11 protein-coding genes are annotated in these 13,039 nt (G+C 68.2%); 5 read left to right on the top strand and 6 right to left on the bottom strand.

Annotation, left to right across the window (positions count from 1 at the left end; translation table 11 throughout):
* Position 1: 1 nt before the first annotated feature.
* The 3 genes from ACILR4_RS24000 to ACILR4_RS23990 all read right to left on the bottom strand — a co-directional run bounded on the left by ACILR4_RS24000 (position 2) and on the right by ACILR4_RS23990 (position 5,182).
* Positions 2 to 421, bottom strand: coding sequence for a gamma-butyrobetaine hydroxylase-like domain-containing protein (locus ACILR4_RS24000; protein WP_395703414.1), 420 nt, complete (start codon positions 419 to 421; stop codon positions 2 to 4).
* A gap of 97 nt (positions 422 to 518) precedes the next feature.
* Positions 519 to 1,016 (bottom strand): FxDxF family PEP-CTERM protein, encoded by a 498-nt coding sequence (locus tag ACILR4_RS23995; protein ID WP_395703413.1) that lies wholly within the window; start codon positions 1,014 to 1,016, stop codon positions 519 to 521.
* A gap of 263 nt (positions 1,017 to 1,279) precedes the next feature.
* The gene (locus ACILR4_RS23990) at positions 1,280 to 5,182 is read right to left on the bottom strand and encodes a DUF3683 domain-containing protein (RefSeq protein ID WP_395703412.1); all 3,903 of its coding nucleotides are present in this window, start codon (positions 5,180 to 5,182) and stop codon (positions 1,280 to 1,282) included.
* Between the two features lie 243 nt (positions 5,183 to 5,425).
* Here ACILR4_RS23990 and ugpB point away from each other — a divergent pair, with 243 nt between their 5' ends.
* From ugpB to ugpQ, 5 genes are read left to right on the top strand one after another with little or no spacing between them, the layout of a single operon-like run.
* Positions 5,426 to 6,739: a sn-glycerol-3-phosphate ABC transporter substrate-binding protein UgpB gene (gene ugpB, locus ACILR4_RS23985; protein ID WP_395703411.1), complete on the top strand. Its 1,314-nt coding sequence runs from the start codon at positions 5,426 to 5,428 to the stop codon at positions 6,737 to 6,739.
* The gene (ugpA, locus tag ACILR4_RS23980; protein ID WP_395703410.1) at positions 6,739 to 7,626 is read left to right on the top strand and encodes a sn-glycerol-3-phosphate ABC transporter permease UgpA; all 888 of its coding nucleotides are present in this window, start codon (positions 6,739 to 6,741) and stop codon (positions 7,624 to 7,626) included. Before ugpB ends, ugpA begins: the two co-directional genes overlap by 1 nt.
* A 13-nt stretch (positions 7,627 to 7,639) precedes the next feature.
* Complete coding sequence (gene ugpE, locus ACILR4_RS23975; protein WP_395703409.1) at positions 7,640 to 8,494, top strand: sn-glycerol-3-phosphate ABC transporter permease UgpE; 855 nt, start codon at positions 7,640 to 7,642, stop codon at positions 8,492 to 8,494.
* Positions 8,495 to 8,506: 12 nt separating this feature from the next.
* Positions 8,507 to 9,574: a sn-glycerol-3-phosphate import ATP-binding protein UgpC gene (locus tag ACILR4_RS23970; protein WP_395703408.1), complete on the top strand. Its 1,068-nt coding sequence runs from the start codon at positions 8,507 to 8,509 to the stop codon at positions 9,572 to 9,574.
* Positions 9,571 to 10,308: a glycerophosphodiester phosphodiesterase gene (ugpQ, locus tag ACILR4_RS23965; protein WP_395703407.1), complete on the top strand. Its 738-nt coding sequence runs from the start codon at positions 9,571 to 9,573 to the stop codon at positions 10,306 to 10,308. The genes ACILR4_RS23970 and ugpQ overlap by 4 nt, the downstream gene beginning before the upstream one ends.
* 9 nt (positions 10,309 to 10,317) lie before the next feature.
* Here ugpQ and ACILR4_RS23960 read toward each other — a convergent pair whose 3' ends face one another.
* From ACILR4_RS23960 to ACILR4_RS23950, 3 genes are all read right to left on the bottom strand, one after another.
* Positions 10,318 to 11,652, bottom strand: a complete 1,335-nt coding sequence (locus tag ACILR4_RS23960; RefSeq protein WP_395703406.1) for an MFS transporter — start codon at positions 11,650 to 11,652, stop codon at positions 10,318 to 10,320.
* A 59-nt stretch (positions 11,653 to 11,711) separates the two neighbouring features.
* Positions 11,712 to 12,941: a bifunctional glutamate N-acetyltransferase/amino-acid acetyltransferase ArgJ gene (argJ, locus tag ACILR4_RS23955; RefSeq protein ID WP_395703405.1), complete on the bottom strand. Its 1,230-nt coding sequence runs from the start codon at positions 12,939 to 12,941 to the stop codon at positions 11,712 to 11,714.
* A 19-nt stretch (positions 12,942 to 12,960) separates the two neighbouring features.
* A partial coding sequence (locus ACILR4_RS23950; protein WP_395703432.1) for an SEC-C metal-binding domain-containing protein occupies positions 12,961 to 13,039 on the bottom strand: 79 nt, incomplete at its 5' end.

Genomic DNA, 13,039 nt, shown 5'->3' with positions numbered 1-13,039 from the left:
GTCAATGGCCGTGGTGGCCGCAGCTGCCGCCGGCCGGGCCGGGCGCGGCCATCGGTGCGTCGCGGTCGGCGCCGGCTTCGGCCAGGCGCTGCAGGTAGCGCTGCCAGTAGTCCTGCTGCTGCGAGCCCAGGCGGTACAGGTAGTCCCAGCTGTAGATGCCGGAATCGTGCCCGTCGCTGAAGGTCGGCTGCACCGCGTAGTGGCCCACCGGCTCGATGCCGGTGATGGCGACCTCGCGCTTGCCCGTCTGCAGCACTTCCTGCCCGGGGCCATGGCCCTGGACCTCGGCGGAGGGAGAGTAGACACGCAGCAGTTCGAAGGGAATGCGGAAGACGGCACCATCGTCGAAACCCACCTCCAGCAGGCGGGACGCCTGGTGCAGGGTGAGGGCAGTGGGCTGAGGCGTGACGGCGCGGACCATGGTGTCAGGACGCCCGAAGGGGCGCGAAAGCAGGGCCGCACCAGTGTAGCGGCTGCCTCCGGCACCGGACCGCGCCGGGCGAGGGTGGCGGGCCGCTTCAGTTCGAGCGGCGGCGCAGGATCAGGAACCCGATCGCGGCCAGGCCCCCAAGCATCAGGGCCCAGGTCTCGGGCTCGGGCACCGGCGCGGCGGTGGCGACGAAGGTGTAGAGCCCGCCCCCGGAGCCGGCCACCTGGCCGGTGACCTCGAAGTGGTAGCTGGCACCCGAGAGCAAGGGCACGTCGAACAAGGTCGAGGCCTCGCCGCTGGAGCCCACCTGCAGCAGGGTGTTGGCCGCGTCGAAGAGCTGGATCGTCAAGCCGTTGATGTTCAGCAGCGAGCCGACGTCGATGGTCACCGCCGAAGCTGAACTGGTGCTGGCACCGAGCGGAAAGCTGAAGTCGTAGGTGTCGCTGAAGCTCGGGCCGCTGACGCTGGCCACGTTGCTGTAGGCGCTGGGCGCGATCGGCAGTGAACCAATCGTGTACGTGGTGGCCGAGGCTGCGGCGGCCGCGGCGCACAGCGCCAGGGTGACCAGGGTCTGCTTGAGCTGCATGTTCGTATCTCCCGACGGGTGGACAAAGGGCCCCGCCATCCGTGAGATCGCTCACAGAACGCGGCGCTGCGTCGGTTTATACGGTGGCCTCCGCGCGGCCGTGCCGGACGAACGTTTGTAAACGTGAGTGGCCACCAGCTTCCCATTCACGAGAAGCCGCGCCGCGGCCCTGGTGCTGCGACGACCGACTTGCTGCGCCGCAACAGATGCTTGCTTACCAGCCCTTGCAGACCGGCTGCGCGGCGCCCGGGCGCCGCCTGCGCTCACACCAGCACGCGCTCGATGCCGCCGCTGTTGGCCCGCGCGACGTAGTCCTCGAGCCAGCCGGCCCCCAGGATCTGGCGCGCCATCTCGACCACGATGTAGTCGGCCTCGAGCAGGCCACTGCTGAGGTCGTCCTGGTAGCGCGAGAGCCCCATCAGGCAGCTCGGGCAGGAGGTCAGGATCTTCAGGTTCTGGCCCTGCGCCAGGCCGCCCGATTCGCGCAGCGCAGCTTCGCCCTTGCGGATCTCTTCCTCCTTGCGGAAGCGGATCTGCGTGGAGACATCGGGCCGCGACATCGCCAGGCTGCCGCTCTCGCCGCAGCAGCGCTTGCTTTCGAGCACGCCGTCGCCGACCAGCGCCTTCACGGTCTTCATCGGCTCCTGCTGCTTCAAGGGGCTGTGGCAGGGGTCGTGGTACAGGAAGCCGCCCTGGCCCGCCGGCAGGCGGATCTGCTTCTCGAGCAGGTACTCGTGGATGTCGACGATGCGGCAGCCGGGGAAGATCTCCTCGAACTTGTAGCCCTGCAGCTGGTCGTAGCACGTCCCGCAGCTGACCACCACGGTCTTGATGTCCAGGTAGTTCAGCGTGTTGGCCACGCGGTGGAACAGCACCCGGTTGTCGGTGATGATCTTCTCGGCCTTGTCGAACTGGCCCGAGCCGCGCTGCGGGTAGCCGCAGCACAGGTAGCCCGGCGGCAGCACGGTCTGCACGCCGGCATGCCACAGCATGGCCTGGGTGGCCAGGCCGACCTGGCTGAACAGGCGCTCGGAGCCGCAGCCGGGGAAATAGAACACGGCCTCGGTCTCGGCCGTGGTGGCCTGCGGGTCGCGGATGATCGGGACGTAGTTCTTGTCCTCGATGTCCAGCAGCGCGCGCGCCGTCTTCTTCGGCAGGCCGCCCGGCATCTTCTTGTTGATGAAGTGGATCACCTGCTCCTTCAGCGGCGCGGTGCCGACGCTGGAGGGCGGCGCGATCGTCTGCTTGCGGCCGGGCAGCTTCATCACCTCGTTGGCCAGGCGCTGGGCCTTGAAGCTCCAGTCGGTGAGCGTGTGGCCGATGCGGATGGCCTGCGGGCTGGTGACGCCGATGAAGGCGGCCTGCAGCGCGGCGGCGGGACGAAAGCTCTTCTGCCCCATCTTGCGCAGCAGGTTGCGCATGTTCATCGACACGTCGCCGAAGTCGATCTTCACCGGGCAGGGCGACAGGCACTTGTGGCACACCGTGCAGTGGTCGGCCACGTCCTCGAACTCCTCCCAATGGCGGATGCTGACGCCGCGACGCGTCTGCTCCTCGTACAGGAAGGCCTCCACCAGCAGCGAGGTGGCCAGGATCTTGTTGCGCGGGCTGTACAGCAGGTTGGCGCGCGGCACGTGCGTGGCACACACCGGCTTGCACTTGCCGCAACGCAGGCAGTCCTTGATGCTCTCGCTGATGGCGCCGATGTCGCTCTGCTGCATGATCAGCGACTCGTGGCCCATCAGCCCGAAGCTGGGCGTGTAGGCGTGGCTCAGGTCGGCCACGTGCACATCGTCGCCCAGCGCGGCGAGCGCCTGGCCGCGCAGCAGCTTGCCCTTGTTGAAGCGGCCTTCGGGGTCGATGCGGGCCTTGTAGTCGGTGAAGCCCTTCGTCTCGTCGTCGCTCAGGAATTCGAGCTTGGTGATGCCGATCCCGTGCTCGCCGGAGATCACGCCCCCCAGGCTGCGCGCCAGCGCCATGATGCGCGCCACCGCCTCATGGGCGGTCTGCAGCATCTCGTAGTTGTCGCTGTTCACCGGGATGTTGGTGTGCACGTTGCCGTCGCCGGCATGCATGTGCAGCGCCACCCAGGTGCGGCCGCGCAGCACCTCCTGGTGGATGCGCTTGCAGGCCTCGAGGATCGGCACGAAGGCGGCCCCCGCGAACATCTCCTGCAGGGGCTTGAGCACCTGCAGCTTCCAGCTGGCGCGCAGGCTCTTGTCCTGCAGCTGCTCGAAGAAGCTGCGCTGGCCGGGCTGCGCCAGGTCAAGCTGCGTCAGCCACTGCTGCCACAGCGCCCGCACCTCGCGCAGCAGCGCCAGCGCCTGCTGCACGCGGTCTTCCAGCAGCTCGGCACTCGGGATCTCGCTGGCGTCGTCGGTCTTGCCCAGCGGCAACGGGCCGCCGGCGAACAGCGCCTCCAGCCGGTCGACCAGCTGCAGCTTGTTGCGCAGGCTCAGCTCGATGTTGATGCGCTCGATGCCCAGCGTGTACTCGCCCATGCGGTCGAGCGGGATCACCACGTCCTCGTTGACCTTGAAGGCGTTGGTGTGGCGCGCGATCGCCGCGGTGCGTTTGCGGTCGAGCCAGAACTTCTTGCGCGCATCGGCCGACACGGCGATGAAGCCCTCGCCGCTGCGCGAGTTGGCAATGCGCACCACCTCGCTGGTGGCGCGCGCCACCGCGGTGTCGTCGTCGCCGACGATGTCGCCCACCAGCACCATCTTCGGCAGGCCGCCGCGCTTGCTCTTGGTGGTGTAGCCCACCGCCTTCAGGTAGCGGTCGTCCAGGTGCTCCAGGCCGGCGAGGATGGCACCGCCCTTGGCCGATTCGGCGAACATGAAGTCCTTGATCTCGACGATCGAGGGCACCGCTTCGCGCGGGTTGCCGAAGAACTCCAGGCACACCGTGCGCACATGCCTGGGCATGCGGTGCACGACCCAGCGTGCGCTGGTGATCAGTCCGTCGCAGCCTTCCTTCTGGATGCCGGGCAGGCCGGCCAGGAACTTGTCGGTGACGTCCTTGCCCAGGCCTTCCTTGCGGAAGGTGCTGCCCGGGATGTCGAGCCGCTCCTTGCGCTCGAGCTTCTGGCCCGAGGCGTCGAACCAGCGCAGCTCGAAGCTGGCGGTCTCGACGTCGTGGATCTTGCCCAGGTTGTGGTCCAGCCGCACCACCTCCAGCCACTTGGCCTCGGGCGTCACCATGCGCCAGCTCGCCAGGTTGTCGAGCGCGGTGCCCCACAGCACGGCCTTCTTGCCGCCGGCATTCATCGCCACGTTGCCGCCGACACACGAGGCCTCGGCCGAGGTCGGGTCGACCGCAAACACATAACCCGCACGTTCAGCGGCATCGGCCACGCGCTGGGTGACGACGCCGGCACCGGTCCAGATGGTGGGCACCGGCTTGGCCACGCCGGGCAGGTCGACCAGCTCGACCTCGGTCATCTGCTCGAGCTTCTCGGTGTTGATCACCGCGCTCTTCCAGGTCAGGGGCACCGCGCCGCCGGTGTAGCCGGTGCCGCCGCCGCGCGGGATGATCGTCAGGCCCAGCTCGATGCAGCCCTTCACCAGGCCGGCCATCTCGGCCTCGGTGTCGGGGGTCAGCACGACGAAGGGGTATTCCACCCGCCAGTCGGTGGCGTCGGTGACGTGCGACACGCGCGACAGGCCGTCGAACTTGATGTTGTCCTTCTGCGTGTGCTTGCCCAGCAGCTTGCGCGCCTTCTGCCGCAGGTCCCAGACCGTCGAGAAGTGCGTCTTGAAGCGCTCGACCGCCGTGCGCGCCGCCGCCAGCAGTTCGCCCACATGGCCATCGCGCACCGGATCGTCCTGCGGCGTGCGGCGGCGCTCCACCTCGTTGAGCCGGTGGTGCAGCGCGTCGATCAGCAGTTGCCGGCGCTTGGGGTTGTCGAGCAGGTCGTCTTCGAGGTACGGGTTGCGCTGGACGACCCAGATATCGCCCAGCACCTCGTACAGCATGCGGGCCGAGCGGCCCGTGCGGCGCTCGTCGCGCAGCTTCTGCAACACCTCCCAGGCGCGCGCGCCCAGCAGCCGGATGACGATTTCGCGATCGGAGAACGAGGTGTAGTTGTACGGAATCTCGCGCAGGCGCGGCGCGGCCGTCACGCCTTCGGTCGTCAACGAGGTCAGGTCCAGCGGTGCATTCATGGCAGGGGAACAGAGCCTGTGGAGATCAGGCACCAGGCACACCGGAAGGGGTTTGCGCAGCGTCGCCTCCTCGGGCGGCACCTGAGGCGCGATGGTACCGCAGCGCAGCAAAGCCCCCGCCGCAGCCCGGCCGTGCGACGGGTTTCTCCCGTTGCCCAGGCAGCCTCGTGTGTGCCAGAAACGCAGTTGTCATTAAATTTCGACAGACTCACCGGCTTTGTCCGCAGTGAGCATGGAGACTTCATGAAATCAAGCTTCCGTTTCGTGGCGCTGGCCGCCGCCCTGACCGCCTGCGCCCTGCCCGCGCGTGCGCAGACCGAGATCCAGTGGTGGCACTCGATGGGCGCCGCGCTGGGCGACTGGGTCAACGACCTGTCCAACGAGTTCAACGCGAGCCAGAAGGAATACAAGATCGTCCCCGTGTTCAAGGGCAGCTACGACCAGTCGATGACCGCGGCGATCGCGGCCTTCCGCGCCGGCAACGCGCCGCACATCCTGCAGGTGTTCGAAGTGGGCACCGCGACGATGATGGCCAGCAAGGGCGCCATCGTGCCGGTGGGCCAGGTGATGAAGGACGCCGGCTACAAGTTCGATCCCTCGGTGTACGTGCCCGCGGTGGCCGGCTACTACACCGCGCCGAACGGGCAGATGCTGAGCTTCCCGTTCAACAGCTCGACCACGGTCTTCTACTACAACAAGGACGCGTTCAAGGCCGCCGGCCTCGACCCCGAGAAGGCGCCGTCCACCTGGCCCGAGGTGGCGCTGGCCGCCGCCAAGCTGAAGGCCAGCGGCCACAAGTGCCCGTTCACCACCAGCTGGCAGAGCTGGACCCAGCTCGAGAGCTTCTCGGCCTGGCACAACACGCTGTTCGCGACCAAGAACAACGGCTTCGGCGGGCTCGACACCCGGCTGGCGATCAACACGCCGCTGCATGTGCGCCACATCGAGAACCTGGCCAACATGGCCAAGCAGGGCCTGTTCGTCTACAAGGGCCGCAACAACACGCCCGATGCGACCTTCCCCTCGGGTGAATGCGCGATGTACACCGGCTCGTCGGCGCTGTACGGCAATGTCGCGAAGAACGCCAAGTTCGCCTATGGCATCGCACCGCTGCCCTACTACCCGGACGTGCCGGGTGCACCGCAGAACACCGTGATCGGTGGCGCCAGCCTGTGGGTGATGTCCGGCAAGAAGGCGGCCGAGTACAAGGGCGTGGCCGCGTTCTTCAACTTCCTCTCGCGGCCCGACGTCCAGGCCAAGAGCCACCAGCGTACCGGCTACCTGCCGATCACCAAGGCCGCCTTCGAACTGACCGAGAAGGAGGGCTTCTACAAGAAGAACCCGGGCACCGACGTTTCGGTGACGCAGATGATCCGCAAGACCACCGACAAGTCGCGCGGCATCCGGCTGGGCAACATGGTGCAGATCCGCACCGTGATCGACGAGGAAATGGAACAGGTCTGGGCCGGCAAGAAGACGGCCAAGGAAGCGCTCGAAGCGTCGATGCAGCGCGGCAACGAACTGCTCGAACGCTTCGAGAAAGCCAATAAGAGCTGATGGCCGCTGAGAAGCGCGTCGTCTTCCGCTCGTCATGGCTGCCTTGGGTGCTGCTGGCACCCCAGGTGGCCGTGATCGGGGTGTTCTTCTTCTGGCCGGCCGCGCAGGCGCTGCTGCAGTCGCTGCAGCAGCAGGACGCCTTCGGCACCAGTGTCGAATGGGTCGGGCTGCAGAACTTCCAGCGCCTGTGGCATGACGCGAGCTACTTCGAGAGCTTCAAGACCACGGCGGTCTTCTCGGTGCTGGTGGCGGTCATCGGCCTGAGCGTCAGCCTGCTGCTGGCGGTGATGGCCGACCGCGTCGTGCGCGGCGCAATGGCCTACAAGACGCTGCTGATCTGGCCCTATGCGGTGGCGCCGGCGGTGGCCGGCGTGCTGTGGCTGTTCATGTTCGCGCCCAGCATCGGCGTGGTGGCCTGGTACCTGCGTGCGGCGGGCTACGACTGGAACCACCTGCTCAACGGCAACCAGGCGATGGCGCTGATCGTGATGGCGGCGGTCTGGAAGCAGCTGTCCTACAACTTCCTGTTCTTCCTGGCCGGGCTGCAATCGATCCCGAAGTCGCTGATCGAGGCGGCGGCGATCGATGGCGCGCGGCCCTGGCGGCGCTTCTGGACCATCGTGTTCCCGCTGCTGTCGCCCACCAGCTTCTTCCTGCTGGTGGTCAACGTGGTCTACGTGTTCCTCGACACCTTCGCGATCGTCGACGCGTCCACCCACGGCGGCCCGGGCCAGGAGACCAGCATCCTGGTCTACAAGCTGTACTACGACGCCTTCAAGGGCCTGGACGTGGGCGCCTCGGCCGCGCAATCGGTGGTGCTGATGGCCATCGTCGTCGCCTTCACGGTGATCCAGTTCCGCTATGTCGAGCGCAAGGTCAACTACTGATGGCTGAATCCTGATGGTCGAGCGCGACAAACTCGGCCGTTTCATCTCCCACGCCGTGCTGCTGATCGGCGTGCTGGTGGTGGCCTTCCCGGTCTACCTCACCTTCGTCGCGGCCAGCCACACGGCCGAGACCATCATCGTGAACGCCCCGATGCCGCTGGTGCCGGGCGGCCACTTCTGGGAAAACATCCACCAGGCGCTGGCCGGTGGCGGCACGCAGGCCGGCAGCAAGGCGCCGGTGGCGCACATGATGTTCGTCAGCCTGGTCACCGCGCTGGGCATTGCGGTGCTGAAGATCGCGATCTCGCTGCTCTCGGCCTTCGCGCTGGTGTACTTCCGTTTCCCGTTCCGGCAGTTCTTCTTCTGGGCCATCTTCGTCACGCTGATGCTGCCGGTGGAAGTGCGCATCGCGCCGACCTACAAGGTGGTGTCCGACTTGGGGATGCTGAACACCTATGGCGGACTGATCGTGCCGCTGATTGCCTCGGCCACCGCGACCTTCCTGTTCCGCCAGTTCTTCCTGACGGTGCCGGACGAACTGGTCGAGGCCGCGCGCATCGACGGCGCCGGCCCCCTGCGCTTCTTCAAGGACGTGCTGGTGCCGCTGTCGTCCACCTCGATCGCCGCGCTGTTCGTGATCCAGTTCATCTACGGCTGGAACCAGTACCTGTGGCCGCTGCTGGTGACGACCGACGAAAGCATGTACCCGGTGGTGCTGGGCATCCAGCGCATGATCTCCGGCGGTGATGCGCAAAACGACTGGAACCTGATCATGGCCACCGCGCTGATGGCGATGGTGCCGCCGGCGCTGGTGGTGATCGGCATGCAGAAGTGGTTCGTCAAGGGCCTGGTCGATACAGAAAAATAAACTGGAAAGTACATGGGCGCGATCAGCATCCGCAATGTCGTCAAGCGCTACGGGCGCGGGCCGAAGGCCAACCAGGTGATCCACGGCGTCTCGGCCGACATTGCCGACGGCGAGTTCATCGTCATCGTCGGCCCCTCGGGCTGCGGCAAGAGCACGCTGCTGCGCATGGTGGCGGGGCTGGAGGAAATCAGCGAGGGCGAAATCTCGATCGGACCGCGCGTGGTGAACGACGTCGAGCCGGCCGACCGCGACATCGCGATGGTGTTCCAGAACTACGCGCTATACCCGCACATGACGGTCTACCAGAACATGGCCTACGGCCTGAAGATCGCGCGCGTGCCGCCGGAGGAGATCGAGGCGCGGGTGCAGAAGGCGGCCCGGATCCTCGAACTCGGCAGCCTGCTGCAGCGCACGCCGCGCCAGCTCTCGGGCGGCCAGCGCCAGCGCGTGGCGATGGGCCGCGCCATCGTGCGGCAGCCACAGGCCTTCCTGTTCGACGAGCCGCTGTCGAACCTCGATGCCAAGCTGCGCGCTCAGACGCGGCTGGAGATCCAGAAGCTGCACCAGGAACTGGGCGTGACCTCGCTGTTCGTCACGCACGACCAGGTGGAGGCGATGACGCTGGCGCAGCGCATGATCGTGATGAACGCCGGCCGCATCGAGCAGATCGGCACGCCGGAGGCGGTGTATAGCCGGCCGGCCACCACCTTCGTCGCCGGGTTCATCGGCTCGCCGCCGATGAACCTGCTGCAGGGCCAGGCCGACGGCTCGCGCTTCGCGCTCGAGGGCGTCTCGCTGCCGCTGCCGTCCGCCGCGCCGCGGGCCGGCGCGCTGATCCTGGGCGTGCGGCCCGAGCACACCGAGCTCCGGCCCGATGGCCACTGGCCGTTGAAGGTCGAGATGATCGAGATGCTGGGCGCCGAACGCCTGGTCTACGGCCGTCTCGGCCAGGTGCTGTTCACGGTGCGCCTGGACGCCACGCTGCCCTCGCCGCGGCTGGGCGAAACGGTGCGCCTCGAAGTGACGCCAGAACACCTGCACTGGTTCGATGCCGGCAGCGGTCAGCGCGTGGTGCCATGAAGCCCTGGCCCTACCCTCTGTGGATTGCCCACCGCGGCGCCGGCAAGCTGGCGCCGGAGAACACGCTGGCCGCGTTCCGGCTTGGCGCGGCGCACGGCTATCGGGCCTTCGAATGCGACGTCAAGCTCGCGGCCGACGAGCAGGCCTTCCTGCTGCACGACGCCACGCTGGAACGCACGAGCAATGGCCACGGCAGCGCCGGCAGCCTGGGCTGGGCGCAACTGTCGCGGCTGGACGCCGGGGCCTGGCATGGCCGCGCCTATGCCGGTGAGCCCCTGCCGACGCTGGAGGCCATCGCCGCCTATGTGATTGCCAACGCCTTCCACCTGAACATCGAGATCAAGCCAACGCCCGGGCTGGAGGCCCGCACCGGCGAGGTGGTGGCGCAGCGGGTGCGCCAGCTGTGGGCCGGCCAGGCCGTGCCGCCGCTGCTCAGCTCGTTCCAGCCCCAGGCGCTGGCCGCCGCGCGCGATGCCGCACCGGAGTTGCCGCGCGCGCTGCTGCTGGACACGCTGTGGGACGGCTGGTTCGGCATGGCGCAGGCGCTCGATTGCGTGGCAGTGGTCACCAACCACCAGCTGATGGACGCGGCGCTGATCGCCCAGCTGCACGGCGCCGGCTGGCGCGCGCTGTGCTATACCGTGAATGACGCGGCTGATGCGGCGCGCCTGCGCGCGCTGGGCATCGACGGGCTGATCACCGACGCGGTCGACCGCTTCCCGCCGGCCGCTTGAGCCGGACGCTCAAGCCGCCGCGCGTTCGTCCTGCTGCACCGCGTGCGGCGTCGGCAGCTGTCGCACGCTGCGGATCACCTCGGCGCGCCAGGCCAGCGCGCTCAGCAGCAGCGCGCCGGCGCCCGAGAAAAGCAGCGTGCTGCGCAGCCCGAAGTGCTCGCCCAGCCAACCACCGATCAGCGCCCCCGGCCCGGCCGGGATCAGGATCAGCCAGCGCATCGTGCTGGTCATGCGACCGAGCAGCGGCTCGGGCGTCACCGCCTGGCGCAGCGACAGGAAGTTGATGAACACCAGCACCGCGCCGACGCCGAACAGCATCAGCATCAGCGCGAAGCCGGCGACCTGCCATGCGCGCTGCGCGGTGAGCAGCGGCACCACGACCGGCAGCAGCCAGCCGGCGGCGCACACGGCGAAGCCCAGCACCAGCGTCGGTCCGGAGCCCAGGCGCTGGCTGATGCGGTGGCCGAAGAAGCTGGCGGTGATGGTGCCGAGGCCGAGGCCGACATAGCTCAGGCCGATGGCGTTTTCGCTCAAGCCCAGCTCCCGCGTCGCGTACAGGATCTGCACCACCAGCGCCGCGTTGTGGCACATCTGCCAGCAGCCAACGGCAGTGGCCAGCGCCACCAGCAGCCGATGCGTGCGCACGAAGCCGACGCCTTCCTTCAGGTCGCGCCAGAAGTTGGGCTCCGGATGCGGCTCGCGCACCTCGTTGACGCGGATGCCGCGCAAGATCAGCGCGGAGCTCAGCAGCATCACCGCATCGACCAGCAGCGCCAGCGGCGGTCCGACGAGCTTGATCAGCGCGCCCGCCAGGCCCGGACCGGCCACCTCGGCACCGGAATTGGCCAGCGCGTTCTTCGCATGCGCCTCGACGAGACGGGCACGCGGCACCACCTGGGTCAACACGATCTGCGCGGCGCTGCCGGCGGTGGTGTTGACACTGCCGATCATGAAGCCCACCGCGTAAAGCCAGCCCATCGACAGGCCGCCCAGCCACCACACCAGCGGCACGCTGGCCACGGCCACGCCGATGGTGAGTTCACCGGCGATGTAGACCGGCAGCTTCTTCACCCGGTCTAGCCACACGCCGGCCGGCAGCGAGAACAGCACGAAGGGCAGGATCTCGAGCGCGGTGAGCCAGCCCATCTGCGTCGGCGTGGCCTTCAGCAGCAGCGCGGCCGTGAGCGGCAGCGCCAGCATCGTGACCTGGCCGCCGAGCGAGCTGATCAGGATCGAGCTGAACAGCCGGCGATAGACCGCATTGCGCAGCAGGTCGGTGGGCGGCAGGCTGAAACGCCGCCGCAGCGCCTGGTGCAGGCGCGCGGTGATCTTGGTATTGGACATATCCCCTCGGGCCAGGCCGGCGCCCTCGTGGGGCGCAACCGGCGAGCCCTATTGTGGGGTCAGGACCTGTAGTCCGCGTTGATGCTGACGTAGTCGTGCGAGAGATCGCAGGTCCACACGGTGGCGCTGGCCGCGCCGCGATGCAGGTGGACCTTCACGGTGATCTCGGACTGCTTCATCACGCGCTGGCCGTCTTCCTCGCGGTAGGCCGGGTGGCGGCCGCCCCGCACGACCACGTGCACGTCGTCCAGGTGCAGGTCGATCAGACCCTGGTCGAGGTCGGCTATGCCGGCATAGCCCACCGCGGCCAGGATGCGCCCGAGGTTCGGGTCGCTGGCGAAGAAGGCCGTCTTGACCAGCGGCGAATGCGCGATGGCATAGGCGGCCAGCTGGCACTCGGCCTCGTCGCGTCCGCCCTCGATGCGCACGGTGATGAACTTGGTGGCACCTTCGCCGTCGCGCACGATGGCCTGCGCCAGCTGCTGCGACAGCGAGACCAGCGCCTCGCGGAATGCGCGCGCGTCGGCCGAATCGAGTGTGGTGATCTCGGCATGCCCGGCCTGCCGCGTGGCGACCAGCACGAAGGAGTCGTTGGTCGAGGTGTCGCCGTCGATCGTGATGCGGTTGAAGCTGGCATCGGCCGCTTCGCTGACCAGCGCCTGCAGCAGCGCCGGGGCGATCACCGCGTCGGTCGCGACGAAGCCGAGCATCGTCGCCATGTTCGGGCGGATCATGCCGGCGCCCTTGCTGATACCGCTCAAAGTGATCGTCCGACCACCAATCTGCAACTGGCGCGATGCCGCCTTGGGCAAGGTGTCGGTGGTCATGATGCCCTCGGCCGCGGCGGCCCAGCCGGAATCGACGCGCGCCGCCAGCGCGGCCGGCAGGCCGGCCTCGATGCGCTCGACCGGCAGCGTCTCCATGATCACGCCGGTGGAGAACGGCAGCACCTGCTGCGGCGCCACGCCCAGCAGACCGGCCAGCGAAGCGCAGGTGCGGCGCGCGCGCGCCAGGCCATCGGCCCCGGTGCCGGCGTTCGCGTTGCCGGTGTTGACGACGATCGCCCGGATGCCCAGCGGCCCGGCCAGGTGCTCGCGGCACACCTGCACCGGCGCGGCGCAGAAGCGGTTGCGCGTGAACACACCGGCCACCGCGCTGCCCTCGGCCAGCGTCATCACCACCAGGTCGCGACGGTTGGCCTTGCGCACGCCGGCCATCGCGACGCCGAGTTGAACACCCGGCACGGGCAGCAGGCCGGCGGGATCGGGGGCGGTGAGGTTCACGGGCATCGCGCAGCGCTTCGCAGGTTCAGGCCAGGCGGCCGTGGCAGGCCTTGTACTTCTTGCCGCTGCCACAGGGGCACGGATCGTTGCGGCCGACGCGCGGC

The sequence above is a fragment of the Aquabacterium sp. genome (assembly GCF_044226965.1).
In the GTDB taxonomy this organism is placed as follows: Bacteria; Pseudomonadota; Gammaproteobacteria; order Burkholderiales; family Burkholderiaceae_C; genus Pseudaquabacterium.
The sequence above is the reverse complement of the archived record's forward strand: the minus strand, read 5'-3'. Positions and strand labels throughout refer to the sequence as shown.

Coding starts and splice junctions, on each gene's coding strand:
- ACILR4_RS24000 (WP_395703414.1), bottom strand. CDS start 421: ATGGTCCGCGCCGTCACGCCTCAGCCCACTGCCCTCACCCTGCACCAG.
- ACILR4_RS23995 (WP_395703413.1), bottom strand. CDS start 1,016: ATGCAGCTCAAGCAGACCCTGGTCACCCTGGCGCTGTGCGCCGCGGCC.
- ACILR4_RS23990 (WP_395703412.1), bottom strand. CDS start 5,182: ATGAATGCACCGCTGGACCTGACCTCGTTGACGACCGAAGGCGTGACG.
- ugpB (WP_395703411.1), top strand. CDS start 5,426: ATGAAATCAAGCTTCCGTTTCGTGGCGCTGGCCGCCGCCCTGACCGCC.
- ugpA (WP_395703410.1), top strand. CDS start 6,739: ATGGCCGCTGAGAAGCGCGTCGTCTTCCGCTCGTCATGGCTGCCTTGG.
- ugpE (WP_395703409.1), top strand. CDS start 7,640: ATGGTCGAGCGCGACAAACTCGGCCGTTTCATCTCCCACGCCGTGCTG.
- ACILR4_RS23970 (WP_395703408.1), top strand. CDS start 8,507: ATGGGCGCGATCAGCATCCGCAATGTCGTCAAGCGCTACGGGCGCGGG.
- ugpQ (WP_395703407.1), top strand. CDS start 9,571: ATGAAGCCCTGGCCCTACCCTCTGTGGATTGCCCACCGCGGCGCCGGC.
- ACILR4_RS23960 (WP_395703406.1), bottom strand. CDS start 11,652: ATGTCCAATACCAAGATCACCGCGCGCCTGCACCAGGCGCTGCGGCGG.
- argJ (WP_395703405.1), bottom strand. CDS start 12,941: ATGCCCGTGAACCTCACCGCCCCCGATCCCGCCGGCCTGCTGCCCGTG.